A 21,741-nucleotide genomic window follows, 5' to 3' on the forward strand; every position below is an offset into this window, starting at 1 on the left:
TCGGCCGTCCCAGTGAACCCCGCGGCCGATCGCCCTCATTCTTCCATCTGCAAGGAGCCCCCGTGCACGAAGAGACCTCCCTCACCGTCGGCCGCGTGAACCGCGTGCTCACCGAGCGCGTGCGCCCCGCGATCCACTCCTCCCGGGTGCCGCTCGAGATCGCAGCGCACCAGCTGCCCGGCGAGCCGATCGCCCCGGCAGAGGGCCTCGCGCTCGAGTTCGAGCCGTTCACCGCGGGCAGCATGTGGGGGCCCGCCTGGAGCACCACCTGGTTCCGCGTGCGCGGGTCGGTTCCTGCGGACTGGTCCGGCCGGCGGATCGAGGCCCTGATCGACCTCGGCTTCGACATCAACATGCCCGGTTTCCAGTGCGAGGCACTCGCCTACCGCCCCGACGGCACGCCTCTGAAGAGCATCAACCCGCGCAACCAGTGGGTGGCGGTCGAGGCCGAGCCGGGCGGGGCCGTGGAGTTCTACCTGGAGGGCGCCGCCAACCCGGTGCTGCTGGACTACCACCCGTTCCTGCCGACGAAGGAGGGCGACATCCGCACCTCCTCCCCCGAACCGCTGTACCGCGTGCGGCACATGGATCTCGCCGTGTTCGAGGAGGCGGTGTTCGAGCTCGCCCTCGATCTCGAGGTCCTCCTCGAGCTGCAGGCGGAGCTGCCCGAGACCAGCCCGCGCCGCATGCGCATCCTGCAGGCGCTCGACGACGCCCTCGATGTGCTCGACCTGCAGCGCATCGTCGAGACGGCGCCGGATGCCCGCGCCCGGCTGGCCGACGTGCTCGCCTCACCGGCGGATGCCAGCGCGCACCGCATCGCCGCGATCGGTCACGCGCACATCGACTCCGCGTGGCTGTGGCCGGTGCGCGAGACCATCCGCAAGGTGGCCCGCACCACCTCGTCGATGACGACGCTGATCGACGAGCAGCCCGACTTCCTCTACGGCATGTCCAGCGCGCAGCAGTACGCCTGGATCAAGGAGCACCGCCCGGAGGTGTTCGCGCGGGTGAAGGACGCGGTCGCGGCCGGACGCTTCCTGCCCCTGGGCGGCATGTGGGTGGAGTCCGACACGGTCATGCCCACGGGCGAGTCGCTGGTGCGCCAGTTCTCGCACGGCCAGCGCTTCTTCGAGCGCGAGTTCGGCATCCGCTCCAAGGGCGTGTGGCTGCCCGACAGCTTCGGCTACTCGCCCGCACTGCCGCAGCTGATGCGCCGGGCCGGGTTCGAGTGGTTCTTCACGCAGAAGATCTCCTGGAACCAGCGCAACGTCTTCCCGCACCACTCGTTCCTGTGGGAGGGCATCGACGGCTCGCGGATGTTCACGCACTTCCCGCCAATGGACACCTACAACTCGCAGCTGAGCGGCTCGGAGGTCGCCAAGGCCAGCCGGCAGTTCAAGGAGAACCGCAAGGCGACCATGTCGATCGCACCGGTCGGCTGGGGCGACGGCGGCGGCGGCACGACCCGCGAGATGACCGGCAAGGCGGCCCGCATGGCGTCGCTGGAGGGCGCCGCGCAGGTCGAGTGGAAGCATCCGGACGACTTCTTCGACGACGCCAGGGCCGAGCTGACGGACCCCGCCGTGTGGGTCGGCGAGCTGTATCTCGAGCTGCACCGCGGCACGCTCACCAGCCAGCACGCCACCAAGGCGCTGCACCGCTGGGCCGAGCAGGCCCTGATCGAGGCCGAGCTGTGGGCCGCGACCGCGACCGTGCAGTTGGGCGCCGAGTACCCTCACGACGAGCTGGACAGGCTGTGGCAGACCGTGCTGCTGCACGAGTTCCACGACATCCTGCCCGGCACCTCGATCGCGTGGGTGCACCGCGAGGCCGTGGAGGTCCTCTCAGGGGTGCTGTCGGATGCCGAGAAGCTGTCGTCGGAGGCGCGGAAGGCGCTGGCCGGCGAGGGCGACCGCGAGCTGGTGTTCACTCCGACCTCGGTCGGCGGCGGACGGGCGCTGGGCGCCGCACCGGTCGTCCTGAGCACAGCATCCGCCGGCCTCACGGAGTCGCCCGACGGCTTCGTGCTCTCCAACGACCTCGTCACCCTCACCGTCTCGGCCGAGGGCCTGATCACCTCGGCCGTCGACAAGGCGACCGGCCGCGAGGCGATCCCCGCCGGGAAGCCGGCGAACCTGTTCCAGCTGCACCAGGACTTCCCGAACATGTGGGACGCATGGGACATCGACCGGTACTACAAGAACCGGGTCGACGACCTCACGGCGGTCTCGTCGATCTCGGCATCCGTGGTCGACGGCGCCGCCGTCGTGGTGGTCGATCGCGCCTTCTCCGAATCGCGCCTGACGCAGACGATCACGCTGCGCCCGGACTCGCGCACCGTGCTGCTGCAGAACGACATCGACTGGCACGAGACCGAGAAGCTGCTCAAGCTCGCGTTCCCGCTCGACGTGTTCGCCCGCGAGACCCTGGCCGAGACGCAGTTCGGCTTCCAGCGCCGCGTCACGCACGTGAACACCAGCTGGGAGGCCGCGAAGTTCGAGACCTCGATGCACCGCTTCGTGCTCGCGCAGGAGGACGACGGCTTCGGCGTCGCGCTCGTGAACGACTCGATCTACGGCTACGACACCTCCCGCGAGGTGGACGGCGACGACGTCACCACCACCGTGCGCCTGTCGCTGCTGCGCGCGCCGCGCTTCCCCGACCCGGACACCGACCACGGCCGGCACGAGATCGAGGTCGGTCTCGTGATCGGCGCGGATGCCGAGATCGCGACGGCCGAGGGCATCCGCCTGAACGCTCCCGCGCACGTGGTGCGCGGCGCGAACGAGGTGGAGCCGCTCGTCTCGGCGACCGGCGCCGGGATCGTCGTGTCCAGCGTGAAGCTCGCCGATGACCGCTCGGGCGACGTGATCGTCCGCGTGTACGAGTCGCTCGGACACCGCACGACGGGCACGCTGACCGTCGGCTTCGAGCACACCGGCATCCGCGAGGTGAGCCTGATCGAGGACGAGCTGGACTCCCCGCGCACCGGCGGCGAGCTGACGCTCAAGCCGTTCGAGGTGCGCACGCTCCGCATCGCCCGCGCCTGAGGCGCAGCATCCGCTCTCTCGGGAGGAGATCTCACGGGCGGGAGGAGGCGTCCCTCGGATTCCTCCTCCCGAGCCGGAGTTCTCCTCCCGAACGGATCAGACCGCACCGCCCGCCCCGGATGTCACACTTCCGGGACGGGCGGTGTCTTCATGCCGACGGCACGAGAGACGTGCCGGCTGAGGAGCAGCGATCATGAACGAGACCCGCATTCCCGCCATCCCGGTGACCGGCCTGTACGGCGCGGTGGTGAAGGCCGCCGCGAAGAAGATGCTCGGCAAGGTGCCGGACTCCCTCGGGGTGATGTGGCAGCACCGCCCGGTGATGATGGACATGATGAAGTTCGGCGGCCGCACCGAGAAGTGGCGCGAGCTGGATCAGAGCCTCGGCACGCTCGCCAGCATGGCGTGCGCCGCGACGGTGGGCTGCAGCTTCTGCCTGGATCTGCACTACTTCATGTCGCGCGACCACGGCCTCGCCGAGGAGAAGGCGCGCGAGGTGCCGATCTGGCGAGAGTCGACGCGGTTCACCCCGCTGGAGCGCCGCGTGATGGAGTACGCCGAGGCGATGAGCCAGACCCCGCCGGCGGTCACCGACGAGCTCTCCGCCGCGCTGCTCGCCGAGCTCGGCGCCCCCGCCCTGCTCGAACTGGCGGCGAAGGTCGGGTACCTCAACGCCACGGCCCGCATGAACGTCGCCCTCGGCGTCCACTCCGACGGACTCGCGGATGCCTGCGGGCTGGCGCCGCTGGCCACGGCGACGCCCGCGGGGGTAGCGTCGCACTCATGAACGGCTCCCCCGATCCGGCATCCGAGGACCCGTTCGTCGTCCACCGCGGACTGCTGTTCACCGTCGCCTACGAGATCCTCGGCTCTGCGGCGGATGCCGAGGACGTGCTGCAGGAGTCGTGGCTGCGCTGGGCGGATGTCGACCGCGGACGCGTGCACGATCCGCGGGCGTACCTGGTGCGGATCGTCACACGGCAGTCGCTGAACCAGCTGCGGACGGTGTCGCGCCGGCGTGAGGAGTACGTCGGCCCGTGGCTGCCCGAGCCGCTGCTGACCTCTCCCGATGTCGCCGACGACGTGGTGCTCGCGGAGAGCGTCTCGCTCGCGATGCTCACCGTGCTCGAGACGCTCACCCCGACCGAGCGTGCGGTGTTCGTGCTGCGCGAGGTGTTCGACGTGCCCTTCGACGAGATCGCGGATGCCGTGGACAAGACCGCAGCCGCCGTGCGCCAGATCGCGCACCGGGCCCGAGACCACGTCGCCGCGCGACGTCCGCGCATGGAGGTGGACGTCTCCGAGCACGACCGCGTGGTGCGGCGCTTCATCGCCGCACTCGATTCGGGCGACATGCAGGGGCTGATGGATGTGCTGGCGCCGGACGTGGTGTCGACCACCGACAGCGGCGGCCTGGTGCGCCATGCCGCCCGTCGCCCGCTCTTCGGTGCGGACAGGGTGGTGGCGTTCCTGCGCGGCAGCATCGCCAAGCTGGACATCGCCTACCGGGTGAGCGCGATGACCGTGAACGGCCGGCTCGCGGCGCGGATCGAGGTGGGCGGCGTGCTGATGGCGGCGGTGAGCTTCGAGGTCGAGGACGGGCGGATCTCCCGGGTGTTCTCGATGGCCAACCCGCGCAAGCTCGAGGCGCTGGGAGCGGAGACCCTGCTGGTGCGGTGACGTGCTTGTCAGTCTCCGACGGCGCTCGCCCGCCCGGCCCGCCGCTCGCGCCACGCGGCGCCGCTGAAGAACAGCACCAGCGCGAGCACCATCGCGCGCACGATCCACAGCCCGGGCATCCAGGTGATCACGTAGGCGCCGGGCAGTCCGAAGAAGGCCAGGATCAGGTTGCCGTAGGCCATCCGACCGACACCCTCGGCGTTGATGGATGCGGCGGCGATCAGGATCAGCACGCCGACGGCCAGCCACACCAGCGGCATGACGATGGCGCTCGGCTTCGCCCGGCCGCGGATGATCGCCGCCGTCGTGATCCACAGCGCGACGACCGGGCCCAGCCAGAACGCCGCCACCAGGGTGCCGAGCAGCATCGCTGCGGCCAGGAGGAACGGCATCCACAGCAGCATCCACGGCGAGTCCTCGCCGATGAAGTAGTCGGGGCTGCGCAGCACACTCACCGCCAGCGCGGCGAGCACGCCGACCGGCATGACGCACAGCGGCCACCACAGCCAGCGCCGGTCGCCGCCGAACGCCCCGCTCATGCCGGTCCGCGTCGCCACGACGATGCACAGCACCGCCACGCACAGCGCCGGCACCCCGAACAGCATCAGCAGACCGGAGGCTCCGTCGTAGTCGCTCGGCTCGACGAGCACGAGCATCCATGCGACCAGCACGGACAGCGCGGAGACCAGCGCCGCCGGGCGCAGCATCGACGCACGTGCGCGCGTCACCTCAGCATCCGTTTCCCCCACCCGATCACCCTAGCGCGGCACGGTCCTTGCCCAGAATGAAGGATTCGCGCTTCTTTCGCGATAGTTCCCTCGCAAGAGCCCGATTCTCTATCGGATGCTGGATTGAGACCCCCACGCTAGGAGCACTCATGAACGTCACCGACACCCACGATCTCTTCGACAGCGATGCCCTGCTGCACATCGGCCGCCCGCTGTGGTTCGACAAGCACCCCTCGCAGGCCGAGGGCGAGGACTTCTGAGCTCTCGCCCCCGAGCGCTCGACTGACGAGCGCAGACGAAGGCCCCGATTCCCGCGGGGGGAATCGGGGCCTTCGTGTGTCCGACGTCAGGCGCCGCGCAGGCGCTCGGCGAGGTAGGCGTGCAGGTCGTCCAGCGACACGCGCTCCTGGCCCATGGTGTCGCGGTCGCGCACCGTCACGGCGTTGTCGTCGAGCGAGTCGAAGTCGACCGTGACGCAGAACGGGGTGCCGACCTCGTCCTGACGACGGTAGCGGCGACCGATGGCGCCGGCGTCGTCGAAGTCCACGGTCCACTGGCCGCGCAGGCCGTCGGCCACCGAGCGTGCCAGCGGCGAGAGGCGCTCATTGCGCGACAGCGGCAGCACGGCGACCTTGATCGGCGCCAGACGCGGGTCGAGCTTCAGCACGGTGCGGGTGTCGGTGCCGCCCTTCGCGTTCGGCACCTCCTCCTCCTGGTACGCGTCGACGAGGAACGCCATCATCGCGCGGGTGAGACCGAACGACGGCTCGATCACGTACGGGGTGTACCGCTCGCCGGATGCCTGGTCGAAGTACGTCAGGCTCTGGCCGGATGCCTCGGTGTGGCTGGACAGGTCGTAGTCGGTGCGGTTGGCGACGCCCATCAGCTCGCCCCACTCCTTGCCCGCGAAGCCGAACCGGTACTCGACGTCGATGGTGCCGGCGGAGTAGTGCGCGCGGTCCTCCTTCGGGACGTCGAACTGGCGGATGTTCTCCGGGTCGATACCGAGGTCGATGAACCAGTTCCAGCAGGCCTCGACCCAGTGCTCGAACCACTCCTGCGCCTCGGCCGGCGGCACGAAGTACTCGATCTCCATCTGCTCGAACTCGCGGGTGCGGAAGATGAAGTTGCCGGGGGTGATCTCGTTGCGGAACGCCTTGCCGACCTGTCCGATTCCGAACGGCGGCTTCTTGCGCGAGGCGGTGAGCACGTTCGAGAAGTTCACGAAGATGCCCTGCGCGGTCTCGGGGCGCATGTAGTGCAGACCCGATTCGTCGTCGACGACGCCGAGGTAGGTCTTCACCAGGCCCGAGAACGCCTTGGGCTCGGTGTACTGGCCCTTGTTGCCGCAGTTGGGGCACGGGATGTCGGCCAGGCCGTTCTCGGCCTTGCGGCCCTTGCGGGCCTCGAAGTCCTCGATGAGGTTGTCGGCGCGGAAGCGCTTGTGGCAGCTGAGGCACTCCACCAGCGGGTCGGTGAAGGTCGCGACGTGGCCGGATGCCTCCCACACGCGCTTGGGAAGGATGATCGACGAGTCCAGGCCCACCATGTCGCCGCGGCCGCGCACGAAGGTCTGCCACCACTGCCGGCGGATGTTCTCCTTCAGCTCGGTGCCGAGGGGGCCGTAGTCCCATGCAGAACGGGAACCGCCGTAGATCTCACCCGCTTGGAACACGAACCCGCGGTGGCGGGCGAGGGCGATGACCTTGTCAAGACGGGACTGTTCGGCCACGGTGGCTCCAATGGTCGCATGCTGCGGGAAACGCCCGTGATCACGGGCATCCTCATTCTATCCGCGCGGTCTGCGCGGATAATGGCCCCTGACGGATGCCGGTTCCCTCTGTCGGTCGCCGGTGGCAGGGTGGTGCGCATGGAACAGCGCGTGAGCTTCATCACCCTCGCCGTCGCGGACGTGAGCCGCAGCAGGGCGTTCTACGTCGACGGGCTCGGCTGGGAGCCGATCTTCGAGGCCGAGGGCGAGGTGCTGATGCTCCCCGTCGCCGAGCGGCTGATCCTCTCGCTGTGGAACGTGGAGGGTTTCACCGCCGAGATCGGGGAGCCTCCGGCATCCGGCGTCGCCCCGATCACCCTCGCGCACAACCTCGCCACCGAGGCGGAGGTGGATGCGGTGCTCGCCGAGGCCGGTGCGCTGGGCGCCACGGTCTCACCCGCCACCCGTCGCGACTGGGGCGGGTACTCGGGCTACTTCGCCGACCCCGACGGCTTCCGCTGGGAGATCGCGGTCAACCCCGGTGACACCGGCGCGTTCGTGCTGCCGCCGGCGTGACAGGTCACTCGGTGAAGAGGTAGCCGCGGCCGGTCTCGAACCCGGCGAGACGACGACCCTGGGACAGCTGCTGCTCGATGTCCGCGCGCAGGCGCAGACGCCACTCATGGGCGGCACTCGGATCGGTCTCGCGCATGCCCTCGATATCCGTCGGGATCTCGACGGTCGCGACCACGGCGTCGGATGCCGGCGGCTTGGCGATGTCGGCCAGGGCCCACTCCACATCCAGTCGGTCGCTCTCGTCGCCCGCGTCGCCGCCGCCGAAGATGCCGTACTGGTTGACCGTGTAGCCGGTCGCCCGTGCCCCGAGCACCGTGAGGAAAAAGTGCGCGTTGCGGGCGACCAGCGGGTCGAAGGTCCACGTGATGCGACCGACCTCGCGGGAGAAGGCCCACTGGCGCTGGTGCTCCTTGAGCTCGCGACCCCAGCCGCGTCCGCGGTACTCGGGCAGCAGCGCGGTGATGTGCGAGTGCATGGTGCGCTTGCCCGGCTCGCCGAAGAAGGCGATCGAGGCGCCGACCATCCGATCCTCGCCCTCGGAGTCGTCGAAGAGCCCGACGACGTAGTTGCCCGACTGCTGCAGCGCGCGCAGCGTGCCGGCGTCGATGACGCGGTTGGCACCTCGGATGGAATCCAGCAGGCCCTGGGCGTCGATGATCAGTTCAACGGTGTCGAGTTCGCGGATGCTTCGCACGATCCCAGTCTGCCTCAGCTGACGAACTTGATCGACATCGGGTACTGATACCACTCGCCGTTTCCGGCCTTGATCGCGGCGATGATGCTGAACACGATGGTGACCACAGCGACCGCGAGCATGATGAACAGGCCGATGATGACGAGCGACAGGATCGCCCCGACGAAGTAGCCGATCAGCATCGTCAGCTGAAAGTTGAGAGCTGACGCCGTGTGCGCGCGCACGAAAGGGCCGCGGTCCTTCAGCACCAGGTAACCGACCAGCGCCGGGATGAAGTCGAACAGGATGCCGCCGACATGCACCAGCACCGACCACATCTTCTCGTCGGCCGGATTCATGGGCTGCGGCGCGGCCGCGTAGTACGGGCCCGGCGGTGGTGGAGGCACGTTGCTCATGGGCTCACCCTAGCGGCGGCTCAGCGGTTCGGAAACGCCTGCCCGCCGCCCGCGGCGAGCGCGTCGGCGACGATGCGCAGGTGCTCCTCGGCCATCTCCGCCGGCATGGGCGGGAGCATCTCGTCCCAGAACGCGAGCGCGGCCCCGCGCCCCTGCATCATGCCGGCCGGCCGCGCCAGCGCCCACAGGTGCAGGTGCGCGGAGCCGTCGTTCCAGCGGGCGAAGTGACAGCGGGCGACGCCCGGGATACTCTTGACCGCCTGCGAGATGCGCTGCATCAGCGGACCGTACGCCGCGAGCACCTCGTGCGGGGCATCCTCGAGCAGCCAGTGCTCGCGCGGGGAGATCGCCCCGACGAACGGCAGCCCGTTGGCGTCCCAGCCCGAGCGCACCTGCCACAGCTCGTCCTGCCAGATCGTATGCTCGCTCGGCCTGCAGGAGGAGCAGTTCTCCGGTTCGAGCTCACCGCCGCGCGGCTGCTCGGGAACGAGCATCGGCCCGAGCGGGCGCATGGTGATCTGCTCGAACGCCCAGGGCAGGCCCTCGGTGAGGGGACTGGCGTCCATCCGCTCGCCGATCGGCAGGCGGGCATGGAAGGCGGTGTCGGCCGGATGCTGCTCGTACTCGGGTGCGTCGGTCATGCGTCCATGCAATCACGGCCTCCGCGGCGGGCGATCACACGGCCCGCAGCGCGTCCCGGTCCAGCTCACCGATCGAGGTGAGCCCAGCGAGGCCGAGCGTGATGTCGAGTTCGGCCAGCACGTTGCGGATCACCTCGCGGACGCCCCGCTCCCCCGCGATCCCGAGACCGTAGGCGTACGGGCGTCCGAGCGCCACGACGTCGGCGCCGAGGGCCAGGGCGATCGCGGCATCCGCTCCGCTGCGGATGCCGGAGTCGAACACCACCGGGATCCGCCCGCCCACTCGCTCGGCGATCTCCGGCAGCACGGCCAGCGTCGGCACGGATCGATCGATCTGCCGGCCGCCGTGGTTGGACACCCAGACGCCGTCCACCCCGGCATCCGTCGCTCGCTCCGCGTCGTCGGGGTGCACGATCCCCTTCAAGATGATCGGCAGCGACGTCCACTCCCGCGCCCTGGCGAGGTCGTCCCAGGTGAGGGTGGGCGTGGAGAACACGTCGAGGAAGGTCTCGACGGCGGCGCGCGGCAACGGCGAGCGCAGGTTCTCGCGCAGGCTGCGGCTGCCGGTGAGGCCGGCGCCCCTGCGGGCGATCGACACACCGGCGGCGATCGTCCTCGGCGTGACGCGACCGGCGGCGTCCGTGGTCCGGGCCGCCTGGTCGGCCGGGGCGGCACCCGCGCGCTCCCGCACCAGTGCCTGGAACACCGGATCCGACGTGTACTGGGCGATGCCCATCCCGCGGGTGAACGGCAGATACGCCAGATCGAGGTCACGGGTGCGCCAGCCGAGCAGGTGGGTGTCGAGCGTGACGACGACCGCCTCGCATCCGGCCGCCTCGGCACGACCGAGCAGCGACGCGTTCAGCTCATCGGATGCCGACCAGTACAGCTGGAACAGCCGAGGTGCGCCGGGTGCCGACTGCGCGATGCGCTCGACGGGGAAGGATGCCTGGTTCGAGACCGTGTACGGCACGCCGGCGGATGCCGCGGCCCGGGCCACCGCGAGATCGGCCTCCGGATGCACGAGCTCCATCACCCCGAGCGGCGCGAGCAGCAGAGGGGTGGGGCGGGTGCGCCCGAGGAACTCCACGGAGAGATCGCGGGACGAGACGTCCCTCAGCGGCCGGGGCCACACCTGCCAGCGCTCGAACTCGCGACGGTTCGCCGCGACGGTCGCCTCGGAGCCCGCCCCGCCGGCGACGTAGGCGTACGCCTCCTTCGACAGGGCGGCCTCGGCCTCGGCATCCAGCGCGTCGACGCCGACCGGGACGGCGGGACGATCACCGCTGATGCCGGCGCGGAAGATGTCGGACTGAGTGCGGCGCGAGATGCCTCGGGCGGCAGCAGGGTCGTTCGGAGCCACGGTGCTCATGGCGCCCACCCTAGCGGCCGCGGATCGGCCCGGACAGGGCCGCGAATCGGCCTGCACGTAAACTGGAGGGATGACTTCTTCGCCGAGCACCACCGAGCCGACGGCCCCGGAGCACGGATTCTTCGGGCAGCCGCGCGCGCTCGCGAACCTGTTCGGCGTCGAGATGTGGGAGCGGTTCAGCTTCTACGGCATGCAGGGCATCCTGCTCATCTACCTGTACTTCAGCGTCGCCAAGGGCGGACTGGGCATGCCCGAGGCGATCGCCGGCGGCATCGTCGGCGCCTACGGCGGATCGGTGTACCTTTCCACGATCCTGGGCGCCTGGCTGGCGGATCGCCTGCTCGGCTCGGAGCGGGTGCTGTTCTTCAGCGCCATGGTCATCGTCGCCGGGCACGCCGCCCTCGCCCTCCTCCCCGGCTTCGTGGGCGTGGGCGTCGGCCTGGTGCTGATCGCTCTCGGCTCGGGCGGCCTGAAGGCCAATGCCACCTCGGTGGTGGGCACGCTGTACTCCGAGGAGGACACCCGGCGCGACGCCGGCTTCTCGCTGTTCTACCTGGGCATCAACCTCGGCTCCTTCTTCGGCCCCGTGCTGACCGGTCTGCTGCAGTCGACCGTCGGCTTCCACTGGGGCTTCGGCCTCGCGGCGGTCGGCATGACCGCGGGTCTCATCCAGTACAGCTTCGGACGCCGGAACCTGCCGGCCGCGGCCTCCACGGTTCCCAATCCGCTGCCGGCCCGTCGCTATCCGCTGGTGATCGGCATCGCGGTCGTGGCGATCGCACTGATCGTGGTGCTGACGCTCGTCGGCGTGATCCGCCCCGAGAACCTCGCGAACATCGTCATCGTGGGCGCGCTGGTCGCGACGCTCGCGTACTTCACCATCATCCTGTCCAGCCGTCACGTCGACGCGACCGAGCGCTCTCGGGTGTGGGCGTTCGTGCCGCTGTTCATCACGAGCGTGGCGTTCTGGTCGCTGTACCAGCAGCAGTTCACCGTGCTCACGGTGTACTCCGACAAGCGCCTCGACCGCATGATCCTGGGCTGGGAGATGCCGCTGGTGTGGGTGCAGTCGATCAACCCGGTGTTCATCATCGTGCTCTCCGGGGTGTTCGCCGCGCTGTGGACCAAGCTCGGCAAGAGGCAGCCGACCACTCCGATGAAGTTCGCGCTGGGGACGATCGTGATGGGCGGCGCCTTCCTGCTCTTCCTGCCGTTCGCGAACGGAGGCGAGGGCTCGACGCCGCTGCTGGCGATCGTCGGCATCCTGCTGGTGTTCACCGTCGCCGAGCTGCTGCTCTCGCCGATCGGCCTGTCGGCGGCGACCAAGCTCGCGCCCTCGCACTTCAAGGCCCAGATGGTCGCGCTGTTCTTCCTGTCGATCTCGCTGGGCACGGCCATCTCCGGCTGGCTCGTGCAGTTCTACGACCCGCAGAACGAGGTGCCGTACTTCTCGATCCTCGGTGCGATCGCGGTGGTCGTCGGACTGGGCCTGGCGCTGTCGGCCAAGCCCGTGCTGAGGCTCATGAAGGGCGTCAGCTGACGCGGAGGCCTCGTCAGCCCAGCGTGCGGCCGTCCGGGTCGCCGGGGCGCACCGGGCGCAGGCGGGAGGGCGCCGGCCAGGGCAGCGTGAAGCGCTCGGCGGGTGGACGCTGCATGTCGCCGAAGTCGTCGACCTTGACGACGACGCGTCCGGCGGCCGCCCCCTCCGAGGGCGTCACCTCGACGAAGCGCACGCGCAGCGGCTCGGGCGCCTCCCCCTCCAGCATCCAGATGTCGGCGAGCCATGCCAGCCCGACCTGCTCCAGCGCGGCCTCGGCGTCGAGCCAGTCGACGGGCGCGGAGGCGGTACGGCCGAGCACGTCGATCGCGACCCAGCCCTCGCCGTCGGGGCGGATCCAGCCGAGCAGTTCGCCGTCGTCGCGGCGGTGCGGGGTCCAGTCTTCGGGAAGCATGGTTCGACCGTAACCGACGGGCCCACTCGCACCAGCGACCTCAGTGCGTGTACTCCATGAGATCCGTGCCGAGGATGCGGAACGCGTCGTGCGCGCGCAGGCGATGGCTGATCGACAGGTCATCGAAGCACACGGTCAGCGCGTAGGCGATGCCCGCCCGCGGGCCAGCGAGCACTCCGGCCTCGGCGCGCACGCCGCGGTCGCGGCCGGTCTTGTTGATGAACAGCAGGCCGTGCGCGTCGTGATCGTGCGCGAACGGATCGAGTCCTGTCGCCGCGGCGACGAGGCTGAGGTCCTGGTTCAGGCTCAGCCACTCCGACACCTGTGCGCTGACCGCCGCGTCGACGACGGACGCGTTCACGAGAGCGGCGAACAGGTGGGCGAACTCCCGGGTGGTGCCGACCGCCACATGGGGGGCGTCGTCGGGGCCGCGCTTGTCGCGGAAGTGGTCGAGCACGGCGCTGCGCGGCATCCCGAGGCTCACCATGCGGGCGCGCACCTGCTCGTGCCCGACGGCGTCGAGAAGGGCATTGGCGGCGTTCGGGTCACCGGTGGCGGCCGCGAGGACGGCCAGGTCGATCAGCGGCAGCGCAGGCACCCGCAGGTTGCGCCAGAGGCCGGAGCCGGCGACGAATCCCTCGGTGGTGCGGTCAACGATCCGCAGCGGGTCGAGCGTGCCGGCTTCCAGCGCCGCGGCGGTCTCGACGAGCACGGGCACGAAGCCGAGGCCGGCGATCGGCAGCGGCACGTGGTCGTCGCCGGCGAGGATCTTGCGGCCGGTGTCGAGGTCGGCGACGTGCACCGAGACCTGGGCTCCGGACGCCGCGAGCTCCTCGAGCGCACGGAGCGCGGAGCTGAACGACCGGCGGCCGACAGCCGCCCGCCGCGGTGTGCGCCGGCCGCCGCGCTGCGACCGATGCGATGCGGTGGCTACCCCATCGGCGGGCACGCGCGGTGTGCCACGCGAGGGGTCAGGTACCGAAGCGGAGGGGGAGCTCACGCAGGATTCCTCACGGGTGGAGTAGTCATCGGTGACCGGAGATCCGTGCGGGGGAGCGGGATCTTCGACCGACTGGGCTATCGTAACCCCGCCGCCCGGCTGAGCGGACGGCGGGGTCGAAGCATTCACCAGATCGTGACGCGCTGGTCTTCCGGCAGATGCAGGGCGTCCCCCTCGGTCACGTCGAACGCGTCGTAGAACGCGTCGATGTTGCTGAGGATCTGGTTGCAGCGGAACTCGTTCGGCGAGTGCGGGTCGATCGTCAGCAGACGGATCGTCTCGGCATCGCGGCTCTTCTGCTGCCACACCTGCGCCCAGCTCAACAGCAGGCGCTGGACGCCGGTGTAGCCGTCGATCACCGGCGCCTCGGCACCGCCGAGCGACAGCTCGTACGCCTTCAGCCCAATGCCGAGCCCGCCCAGGTCGCCGATGTTCTCGCCGATGGTGAGAGCCCCGTTCACGTGGTTCTCGGCACTCAGCCCGACCGGCACCAGCGCGTCGTACTGCGCGATGAGCGCCTTGGTGCGCTCCTCGAACGCCTCGCGGTCGGCATCCGTCCACCAGTCCTGCAGGCGGCCGTCACCATCGTAACGGCTGCCCTGGTCGTCGAACCCGTGGCCGATCTCGTGGCCGATGACCGCACCGATGCCGCCGTAGTTGGCGGCCGCGTCGCGGTTCGGGTCGAAGAACGGGTACTGCAGGATCGCCGCCGGGAACACGATCTCGTTCATCAGCGGGTTGTAGTACGCGTTGACCATCTGCGGCGGCATGTGCCATTCGTCGCGATCGATCGGACCGCCGATGCGGGAGACCTGGCGGTCGTGCTCGAAGACGGTGGCGCGACGGGCGTTGCCGATCAGGTCGGAGGGGTCGATCTCGACGGCGGAGTAGTCGCGCCATACGTCGGGGTGACCGATCTTCGGGCGGAAGGTGGCGAGCTTGGCCAGCGCCTTCTCGCGGGTCTCCGCGCTCATCCACTCGAGCTTCTCGATGCTCTGCCGGTAGGCCTCGATGAGATTGGCGACGAGCTCGTCCATCGCGACCTTGGATGCCGCGGGGAAGTGCCGCTCGACGTAGATCTTGCCGACCGCGTCGCCCAGCGAGCCCTCGACCAGCGAGACCCCGCGCTTCCAGCGCTCGCGGATCGACGGGGTGCCGGTGAGCTCGGTGCCGTAGAACGAGAAGTTCTCGTCGATGATGTCGTCGGTGAGGAAGCCGGCCAGTCCGTGCACGATCTTGGCGCGCAGCCAGGCCTTCCAGTCGTCCAGGCGCTCCTCGACCAGCAGGCCGCCCAGGCCCTCGAAGAAGCTGGGCTGGTAGACGACGAGCTCGTCGAAGGCGGTGGGGTTGGCCACCGACACGGCGTCCCGCCACGGGGTGAGGTCCACGCCGACCAGCGTCTGGAACTCGTCCCAGGTCTTCAGGTTGTAGGTCTTCACGGCGTCGCGCGAGGCGACGTTGTCCCAGTGGTGCCCGGCGATCGCGTGCTCGAGGCCGAAGGCGCGGTCCGCGGTGCCCGCCGCGTCCGCGACGCCGGCGAGGGTCAGGATGCGCTCGAGGTGGGCGCGGTACGCGGTGCGGGTGCCCTCGAAGCTGTCCTGGCGGTAGTAGCTCTCGTCGGGCAGCGACAGGCCGGCCTGCAGCGCGAACGGCACATAGCGCTCGGGGTTGCCCGGGTCGGGCTCGATGAACACGCCGATGAGTGCGGCGACGCCCTCGCGGTCGAACGCGCCGACCGTGGCGAGGAAGGAGCCGATGCTGTCGATCGAGTCGACCTTCGCCAGCTGCTCGTGCAGCGGCGTGAGGCCGAGCGCGGCGATGCGCTCGGTGTCCATGAAGCTGGTGAACAGGTCACCCACCTTGCGGTTCAGTGTGCCGGGCTCGGCATCCTGCGACTCCTCGATGATCGCGCGCACGTCCTTCTCGGCCTGCTCGGCGAGCAGGTGGAAGGAGCCCCAGCGCGCCTTGTCGGCGGGGATCTCGGCCGACTCCAGCCACGTGCCGTTGACGTGGCGGTAGAGGTCGTCCTGGGGGCGGATGTCGGAGTCGAACTCGCTGATGGCGAGACCCGAGGGCAGAACGTCAGTCATGCGGTCCAGCTTAGGCATCCCCGCGGACATCGAAGAAGACCCGAGGACCGATGAAGCGGCGCCTCGTGCTCAGCGGGCGAGATGGGCGACGATCGCGTCCGGCTCCGTCCCCACCAGCGTCTCGCATGCCTGCGCGAGACGCATCGCGAAGGCCGCGGCGTCGGTGCCGCGCGTGAGCGCGTGCGCGGAGATGCCGTCGATCATTGCGAGGATCTGCCAGGCGACGGCTTCCGGTGCATCGGTGCGGAAGAGTCCGCCGGCGCGGCCGTCCTCGATGATCCCCGAGATGAAGGCCTGCCAGGCGCCCATCTGCTCGTCGATGGCAGCTCCGAGCGCCGCGCTCCCCCGACCCAGCGACCAGGCGTCCACCCACACCAGCGTGATGTCGTCGTGATCGCTGGCGAGCACCGTCGCGATCATGCGCGCCAGCCGGGCCGGCGGATCCTCGACGAGCGCGACCTCGGCTCTCACCTGCTCGAGCTCGGACGCCACGAGCTCGCGGAACGCGCGCGCGACCAGATCGTCCATGCTGTCGGCGTAGTGCGCGACCAGGCCCGGAGCGACGCCTGCCCGCGCGGCGACGGCCCGCAGCGTCAGCGCCGACAGGCCGCTCTCGCGGGCGATCTCGACGGCGGCGCTGTGGATCTCCGCCGAGCGCTGGTGCGGGCTCTTGCGCGTGCGGGTGCGGGTTCCGGGTGTTGACATGGTGACTCCAGTGTAGGAACATTGCGTATTGATCACATGATCAATATGGCTCCACCCGAGGGCCGCACGATTACAAGGAGGTAATCATGACCCTCACGAGCACCCCGGCAGGACTGCATCGCAACCTCAGGCAGCGGCACGTCGTCTTCATCGGACTGGCCTACATGTCGCCGTTCGCCGTGTTCGACACGTTCGGCATCGTGTCCGAGGCGACGAAGGGGCACGTGCCCATGTCGTACATCATCATCACGATCGCCGTGCTGTTCACCGCGTTCAGCTACGCCAGGATGGTGCGCGTCTACCCGTCCGCGGGCTCCGCCTACACGTACACGCGCCGCACGATCGCCGCTCCGGTGGGATTCCTGGTCGGCTGGGCGTCGCTGCTGGACTACCTGTTCCTGCCCATGATCAACGCGCTGCTGGCGAAGATCTACCTCTCGGCGGAGTTCCCCGGGGTGCCGGACTGGATGTGGATCGTCGGCCTGATCGTGGTGATCACGGTGCTGAACATCATCGGCGTCCGTGTCAGCGCGGTGGCGAACATGATCATGGTCGTGTTCCAGGCGCTCCTGGCGATCGTGTTCGTCGTGCTGACGGTGCGGGCGATCCTCTCCGATGACGCGCTCGCGTTCACGTTCGCGCCGTTCTACTCGGTGAGTGCGGACATGGCGAGTCTGGTCGGCGGCGCCTCGGTGCTGGCGCTGGCGTTCCTGGGCTTCGACGCGGTCACCACGCTGTCGGAGGAGACCGTCGACCCGCGTCGCACCGTGCCCCGCTCGATCATGTGGATCGCAGCCCTGGGCGCGGCGTTCTTCGTCTCCGTCACGTACGTGATGCAGACCCTGGTGCCCGACGTCGACGCCCTGAGCGCCATCACCCCCGACATCGAGGGCGCCTCGCCGTACATCGCGCTGTTCATCGGCGGCATCCTGTTCCAGACGATCTTCCTGGCCGGCGCGACGGTGTCGGTGATCTCCTCCGGCCTGGCCTCGCAGCTGAGCGCCTCGCGCCTGCTGTATGCGATGGGACGCGACGGCATCATCGCCCGCAGGCTGTTCGGCTACGTGCATCCGCGGCTGGGCACGCCCGTGATCAACATCGTGCTGGTGGGTGCGATCGCGCTGACCGCGCTGCAGCTCGATCTGAACGCGGCGACCTCGCTGATCAACTTCGGTGCCTTCACGGCGTTCGCGTTCGTGAACCTGTCGGTGATCGCGTTCTGGATCCGCCACCGCCGCACCGAGCACACGCACGGGTCGTCGATCGGTTGGACGCTGATCCCGGGCATCGGGTTCCTGATCAACGTGTGGCTGTGGCTGAGCCTGGACCAGGTTGCGATGACGGTCGGCCTGATCTGGTCGGGCATCGGCGCGCTGTACCTGGTGTGGCTGACGCGGGGCTTCCGCCGGCCGACGCCGGACGTGGCGTTCGAGGAGGCGGAGGACCTGCCGACCGGCGTGGTGCGCGTGGGGGCCTGAGCTGGCGGTCGTGACCGAGCGCCGGTAGCCGCGGACTCAGCCCTGGTCGCAGGCGCGCGGAGCAGCCTTACCCGCCAGCCGGTCCGCGGTCCAGGCGAGCGCATCCGCGATGGCCGGGGAGTGCTGCTCGGCGAGGTCGACGTGGCCGTAGCCCGCGTAGTCGCGGTAGTCGACGTCGCCACCCGCCGCGCATGTCTTCGCGGCGTAGAGCAGCTGCATGTCGGGGTCGACGAGGGTGTCGGCGCCGCCCTGACCGAGCAGAACCGGGGTGTCGGCGGGTGGCGCCGGCGGGATGTTCTTGGTCAGGCGACTGCCGAGGGGACCGGTGTTCGGGCTCTGAGCGAGGATGTTGGGGTCGTCGGAGAGCGCGAGCACCGTGAGCACGGAGACCAGCATATCGGGCGCGGCCAGGCAGCGGCCCGCCATCTGCCGCACGGTGACATCGGCGCCGGCGCGGATGTACTCGTCGAACGCCACGTCCGGGTAGACGTCGCTGTACGCGGAGATCACGAACGAGGCGAAGACGCTGCCGCCCGTCACCTCGGGGAGGTGCTCGACGAGCCCGTTCAGGTCGCTGGCCGGAGCCAGGGCGACCGTGCCCGAGAGAGGGACGTCGGGCGCGTAGTCCTCGGCGATCACGGTCGACCACAGTGCGGCGCCGCCTCCCTGCGAGTGGCCCCAGGCGACCGTCTGGTCCGACAGGCGGGCCCCGTCCAGCTGCCGTGCGGCCCGGACGGCGTCGAGCTCGGCGCGGGCGCTGTCCTGGCCGATCAGGTACGGGTGGGGCCCTTCGGTGCCGAGGCCGATGTAGTCGGTCGCGACCAGAGCCCAGCCGTTGCGGACGATGTCGTCGACCACGAACATCGCCCCGGATCCGAAGGGGTCGGATGCCAGCGACGGCGCGCACGCCTGGGCGAACCCCGTCGTGCCGTGGTGCCAGGCGATGGCGGGGTGATCGCCGTCGGTCTTCGGCGCGACCACGATGCCGGAGGCGACGGCCGCGCTGCCGTCGCCATGGGTGGTCGTGTAGAGGATGCGCCAGCCCACGGCATCCTTCGGAACACCCCGCGTGAACGGCTCGGCGCGGATCAGCTCGCCCGGCTCCCCCGGCACGGTGCGGGGTGCGGCGTAGAAGTCATCGACGACCGGCGTTCCGCCGCGCAGCGCGATGCTCGTGACGACGGCGCCGGCGGCCAGCAGGACCGCGGACACCGCGCCGATCGTGCGCATCCAGCGGCGCACCACGGTGTCGCGACGAGGGGCCCTCGGATGCCGACGGCGCGAGCGCAGCATCCGCCACAGCGCCGCGATACCGGCGATCGCGAGGGTCGCACCGAACACGGCTGCGACGACGAGCAGGGTGATGTCCGGCCACACGATGGCCAGGATGCCGAAGGCGATGCCCGCGAGGCCCAGCAGCACCTCCGCGACCCGGCGGTCGGCGGGCTGCTCCCGACCGGTGACGATCGCGCTGACGCCGATCGCTCCGCGCACGATCAGGGTGACGCCGACGATGATCGCCACGGCCCGCACCGTCAGGCCGGGGAGCACGAGCACGACCACTCCGGTGATCATGAGGGCGATCGCCAGCAGCATCCGAACGCTTCCGCGGCGGACGGCCGGGAACAGCAGCTCCAGCAGCCCGCCGAGCACGAGACCGGCGCCGATCAGCAGCGCGAGCACGCCCAGAGCGGTGGTCGGGCGCACGAACAGCACGACGCCGAGCATGACCGCCACCACGGCGAGCACGGCGATGATCGGCTGCGGGATCCGGCGGGCCAGGCGGATCAGCGCAGGGTCGTCGGCGACGGGCTGATCGGCGGGCGCTTCGGGCGTCATGCGGTCAGCCTAGCCAGGCGCGATCGCCCCTGTTCGGAACCGCCCCGCCGCCGTAAGATGATGCCACGACGTGCGCTCTGCTGGGGATGCGGGCGTCTGCAGGCTGGGGACGCCTGCGGGAATGGGGCCATCGTGCGAGGACTCGCGCATACTCTCGTGCTGACCGGGGCCGCCCGGGCGGAAGACGTCTCCGCTGCGCTCGCGGAGGTCGGCGACGGCGATCAACTCGCGCCCCACCTGGTGCGATCCGGCGCGGTGACGGATGCCCAGGTCGCCGAGGCCGTCGCGCTGGCGACCAACCACCGCTACGTCGACCTGTCGACCTACGACCTCGATCCGGACATCATCGCCCTGGTGCCGGGCAACCTTTGCCGCAGGTACCGCCTGCTCCCGCTGCGGCTGATGCGCGACGAGCTGACGGTCGCGATGCTCGACCCGACCGACATCATCGCGCTCGACGACGTGGCGAGCCTGACCGACCTGCGGGTGACGGCCGTCGTCGCGGCGGCGGACGCCCTGGCGCAGGCCTTCGAGCGCTTCCTGCGCTCGGACGGCGAGCTGACCGACCTGTCGGAGCAGATCGGGGAGTCGTCCTCGGCATCCGACGTCGTCTTCACCGAGCATCTCGACGACCAGGATGCGGATGCACCCGTCGTCCGCTTCGTGAACCTGCTGATCACCCAGGCCATCAACGACCGAGCCAGTGACATCCACATCGAGCCTGGCGAGCACCGGCTGACCGTGCGGTTCCGCATCGACGGCGTGCTGCATGAGATGCAGAGCGCCGACCGCAGCATCCAGGACGGCGTGATCTCGCGTCTGAAGATCATGTCCTCGATCGACATCGCCGAGCGGCGCGTGCCGCAGGACGGGCGCATCACGGTGCTGCACGAGGGGCGCTCGGTCGACCTGCGCGTGGCGACGCTGCCGACGGTGTGGGGCGAGAAGATCGTGATGCGCATCCTCGACAACACGGGCCAGGTGATGACGATGGAGGATCTGCGCTTCGCGCCCACGAACCGCGAGCGCTTCCACGACGCGATCACCCGTCCGCACGGCATGGTGCTGGTGACGGGCCCGACCGGATCCGGCAAGTCGACCACGCTGTACACCGCACTGCGCACGGTCGCGAACCCGCGCGTGAACGTGATCACGGTCGAGGACCCGGTGGAGTATCGCATCCCCGGCATCAACCAGGTGCAGGTGAACCCGCGCGCGGGGCTGACCTTCGCGACCGCGCTGCGGTCGATCCTCCGCTCCGACCCGGATGTGGTGCTGGTCGGCGAGATCCGCGACCGCGAGACCGCGGCGATCTCGGTGGAGGCCGCACTGACCGGCCACCTGGTGCTCTCCACGCTGCACACGAACGACGCTCCGAGCGCCCTGACCCGGCTCACCGAGATCGGCACCGAGCCGTTCCTGGTGGCGACCGCGCTGAGCGCGGTGGTCGCGCAGCGCCTGGCCCGACGGCTGTGCACGAAGTGCCGCCGGCCGTTCGACGGCGACGCCGAGACGCTGCGCCAGGTGGGCATGCCGGAGGAGATGATCGCGGATGCCCAGGTGCACACCGCCGTCGGATGCTCGGCCTGCTCGAACACAGGTTACCGCGGACGCGTCGCCCTGCACGAGGTGATGACCGTGACCGACGAGATCGAGCAGCGCCTGGTGGCACGCGCGACCGGCGCCGACCTGCGCGAGCTCGCGCTGGAGCAGGGCATGGTCGCGCTGCGCGACGACGGCTGGGTGAAGGTGTCCGACGGCATCACCACGATCGAAGAGGTGCTGCGCGTCTCGGTGTGAGGCACTGGACCCGGTCCCGTGGCACCG

Annotated in this window: 18 protein-coding genes; 7 read left to right on the plus strand and 11 right to left on the minus strand. The window is 70.0% G+C overall.

The features are described from left to right. Positions 1-62 precede the first annotated feature (62 nt). From MIAR_RS16280 to MIAR_RS16290, 3 genes are all read left to right on the plus strand, one after another. A complete protein-coding gene (locus MIAR_RS16280) occupies positions 63-3,053 on the plus strand; it encodes an alpha-mannosidase (RefSeq protein ID WP_285638068.1) in 2,991 nt (996 codons plus the stop codon). 193 nt (positions 3,054-3,246) lie between these two features. After that, positions 3,247-3,840: a carboxymuconolactone decarboxylase family protein gene (locus tag MIAR_RS16285; RefSeq protein WP_285638070.1), complete on the plus strand. Its 594-nt coding sequence runs from the start codon at positions 3,247-3,249 to the stop codon at positions 3,838-3,840. Then, positions 3,837-4,733 (plus strand): RNA polymerase sigma-70 factor, encoded by an 897-nt coding sequence (locus MIAR_RS16290; protein WP_285638072.1) that lies wholly within the window; start codon positions 3,837-3,839, stop codon positions 4,731-4,733. Before MIAR_RS16285 ends, MIAR_RS16290 begins: the two co-directional genes overlap by 4 nt. An 8-nt stretch (positions 4,734-4,741) precedes the next feature. On the opposite strand, the gene MIAR_RS16295 is transcribed toward MIAR_RS16290, so the two are convergent. Then, the gene (locus MIAR_RS16295; protein WP_285638073.1) at positions 4,742-5,461 is read right to left on the minus strand and encodes a hypothetical protein; all 720 of its coding nucleotides are present in this window, start codon (positions 5,459-5,461) and stop codon (positions 4,742-4,744) included. Positions 5,462-5,807: 346 nt separating this feature from the next. After that, positions 5,808-7,193 (minus strand): glycine--tRNA ligase, encoded by a 1,386-nt coding sequence (locus tag MIAR_RS16300; protein WP_285638074.1) that lies wholly within the window; start codon positions 7,191-7,193, stop codon positions 5,808-5,810. Positions 7,194-7,331: 138 nt separating this feature from the next. Between MIAR_RS16300 and MIAR_RS16305 the strand changes: the two genes are divergently transcribed. Continuing rightward, a complete protein-coding gene (locus tag MIAR_RS16305; RefSeq protein ID WP_285638076.1) occupies positions 7,332-7,748 on the plus strand; it encodes a VOC family protein in 417 nt (138 codons plus the stop codon). Between the two features lie 4 nt (positions 7,749-7,752). Here MIAR_RS16305 and MIAR_RS16310 read toward each other — a convergent pair whose 3' ends face one another. Genes MIAR_RS16310 through MIAR_RS16325 form a run of 4 tightly spaced genes read right to left on the minus strand, consistent with a single transcriptional unit; the run spans position 7,753 to position 10,850 of the window. After that, entirely contained in the window at positions 7,753-8,442 is a 690-nt protein-coding gene (locus tag MIAR_RS16310; protein ID WP_285638078.1) for a GNAT family N-acetyltransferase, read from the minus strand. Between the two features lie 14 nt (positions 8,443-8,456). Further along, the gene (locus MIAR_RS16315) at positions 8,457-8,837 is read right to left on the minus strand and encodes a DUF4870 domain-containing protein (RefSeq protein WP_285638080.1); all 381 of its coding nucleotides are present in this window, start codon (positions 8,835-8,837) and stop codon (positions 8,457-8,459) included. 20 nt (positions 8,838-8,857) lie between these two features. Next, complete coding sequence (locus MIAR_RS16320) at positions 8,858-9,478, minus strand: hypothetical protein (RefSeq protein ID WP_285638082.1); 621 nt, start codon at positions 9,476-9,478, stop codon at positions 8,858-8,860. A 34-nt stretch (positions 9,479-9,512) separates the two neighbouring features. Next, complete coding sequence (locus tag MIAR_RS16325) at positions 9,513-10,850, minus strand: alpha-hydroxy-acid oxidizing protein (RefSeq protein WP_285638084.1); 1,338 nt, start codon at positions 10,848-10,850, stop codon at positions 9,513-9,515. Positions 10,851-10,920: 70 nt separating this feature from the next. Between MIAR_RS16325 and MIAR_RS16330 the strand changes: the two genes are divergently transcribed. Next, the gene (locus tag MIAR_RS16330; RefSeq protein ID WP_285638086.1) at positions 10,921-12,390 is read left to right on the plus strand and encodes a peptide MFS transporter; all 1,470 of its coding nucleotides are present in this window, start codon (positions 10,921-10,923) and stop codon (positions 12,388-12,390) included. Between the two features lie 13 nt (positions 12,391-12,403). Here the strand turns inward: MIAR_RS16330 and MIAR_RS16335 are convergent, their stop codons facing one another. The 4 genes from MIAR_RS16335 to MIAR_RS16350 form a co-directional block, all read right to left on the minus strand. Continuing rightward, entirely contained in the window at positions 12,404-12,802 is a 399-nt protein-coding gene (locus tag MIAR_RS16335; protein WP_285638088.1) for a hypothetical protein, read from the minus strand. A gap of 40 nt (positions 12,803-12,842) precedes the next feature. Continuing rightward, the gene (locus MIAR_RS16340) at positions 12,843-13,802 is read right to left on the minus strand and encodes a serine hydrolase (protein WP_344289566.1); all 960 of its coding nucleotides are present in this window, start codon (positions 13,800-13,802) and stop codon (positions 12,843-12,845) included. A 125-nt stretch (positions 13,803-13,927) separates the two neighbouring features. Next, a complete protein-coding gene (locus tag MIAR_RS16345; RefSeq protein ID WP_285638090.1) occupies positions 13,928-15,892 on the minus strand; it encodes a M13 family metallopeptidase in 1,965 nt (654 codons plus the stop codon). A gap of 69 nt (positions 15,893-15,961) precedes the next feature. Further along, on the minus strand, positions 15,962-16,597 hold the full coding sequence (locus MIAR_RS16350) for a TetR/AcrR family transcriptional regulator (RefSeq protein ID WP_285638092.1): 636 nt from the start codon (positions 16,595-16,597) through the stop codon (positions 15,962-15,964). Between the two features lie 86 nt (positions 16,598-16,683). On the opposite strand from MIAR_RS16350, the gene MIAR_RS16355 reads away from it, so the two are divergent. After that, positions 16,684-18,075, plus strand: a complete 1,392-nt coding sequence (locus MIAR_RS16355; RefSeq protein ID WP_285638094.1) for an APC family permease — start codon at positions 16,684-16,686, stop codon at positions 18,073-18,075. A 36-nt stretch (positions 18,076-18,111) separates the two neighbouring features. On the opposite strand, the gene MIAR_RS16360 is transcribed toward MIAR_RS16355, so the two are convergent. Then, positions 18,112-19,914 (minus strand): lipase family protein, encoded by a 1,803-nt coding sequence (locus MIAR_RS16360; RefSeq protein WP_285638096.1) that lies wholly within the window; start codon positions 19,912-19,914, stop codon positions 18,112-18,114. A 132-nt stretch (positions 19,915-20,046) separates the two neighbouring features. Between MIAR_RS16360 and MIAR_RS16365 the strand changes: the two genes are divergently transcribed. Next, positions 20,047-21,714, plus strand: a complete 1,668-nt coding sequence (locus tag MIAR_RS16365) for a GspE/PulE family protein (protein WP_285638097.1) — start codon at positions 20,047-20,049, stop codon at positions 21,712-21,714. Positions 21,715-21,741 lie beyond the last annotated feature (27 nt).

Source organism: Microbacterium arabinogalactanolyticum (genome assembly GCF_030268005.1).
Classification (GTDB): domain Bacteria; phylum Actinomycetota; class Actinomycetes; order Actinomycetales; family Microbacteriaceae; genus Microbacterium; species Microbacterium arabinogalactanolyticum.

Coding starts and splice junctions, on each gene's coding strand:
- MIAR_RS16360 (WP_285638096.1), bottom strand. CDS start 19,914: ATGACGCCCGAAGCGCCCGCCGATCAGCCCGTCGCCGACGACCCTGCG.
- MIAR_RS16325 (WP_285638084.1), bottom strand. CDS start 10,850: ATGAGCACCGTGGCTCCGAACGACCCTGCTGCCGCCCGAGGCATCTCG.
- MIAR_RS16320 (WP_285638082.1), bottom strand. CDS start 9,478: ATGACCGACGCACCCGAGTACGAGCAGCATCCGGCCGACACCGCCTTC.
- MIAR_RS16345 (WP_285638090.1), bottom strand. CDS start 15,892: ATGACTGACGTTCTGCCCTCGGGTCTCGCCATCAGCGAGTTCGACTCC.
- MIAR_RS16285 (WP_285638070.1), top strand. CDS start 3,247: ATGAACGAGACCCGCATTCCCGCCATCCCGGTGACCGGCCTGTACGGC.
- MIAR_RS16315 (WP_285638080.1), bottom strand. CDS start 8,837: ATGAGCAACGTGCCTCCACCACCGCCGGGCCCGTACTACGCGGCCGCG.
- MIAR_RS16350 (WP_285638092.1), bottom strand. CDS start 16,597: ATGTCAACACCCGGAACCCGCACCCGCACGCGCAAGAGCCCGCACCAG.
- MIAR_RS16305 (WP_285638076.1), top strand. CDS start 7,332: ATGGAACAGCGCGTGAGCTTCATCACCCTCGCCGTCGCGGACGTGAGC.
- MIAR_RS16290 (WP_285638072.1), top strand. CDS start 3,837: ATGAACGGCTCCCCCGATCCGGCATCCGAGGACCCGTTCGTCGTCCAC.
- MIAR_RS16355 (WP_285638094.1), top strand. CDS start 16,684: ATGACCCTCACGAGCACCCCGGCAGGACTGCATCGCAACCTCAGGCAG.
- MIAR_RS16330 (WP_285638086.1), top strand. CDS start 10,921: ATGACTTCTTCGCCGAGCACCACCGAGCCGACGGCCCCGGAGCACGGA.
- MIAR_RS16335 (WP_285638088.1), bottom strand. CDS start 12,802: ATGCTTCCCGAAGACTGGACCCCGCACCGCCGCGACGACGGCGAACTG.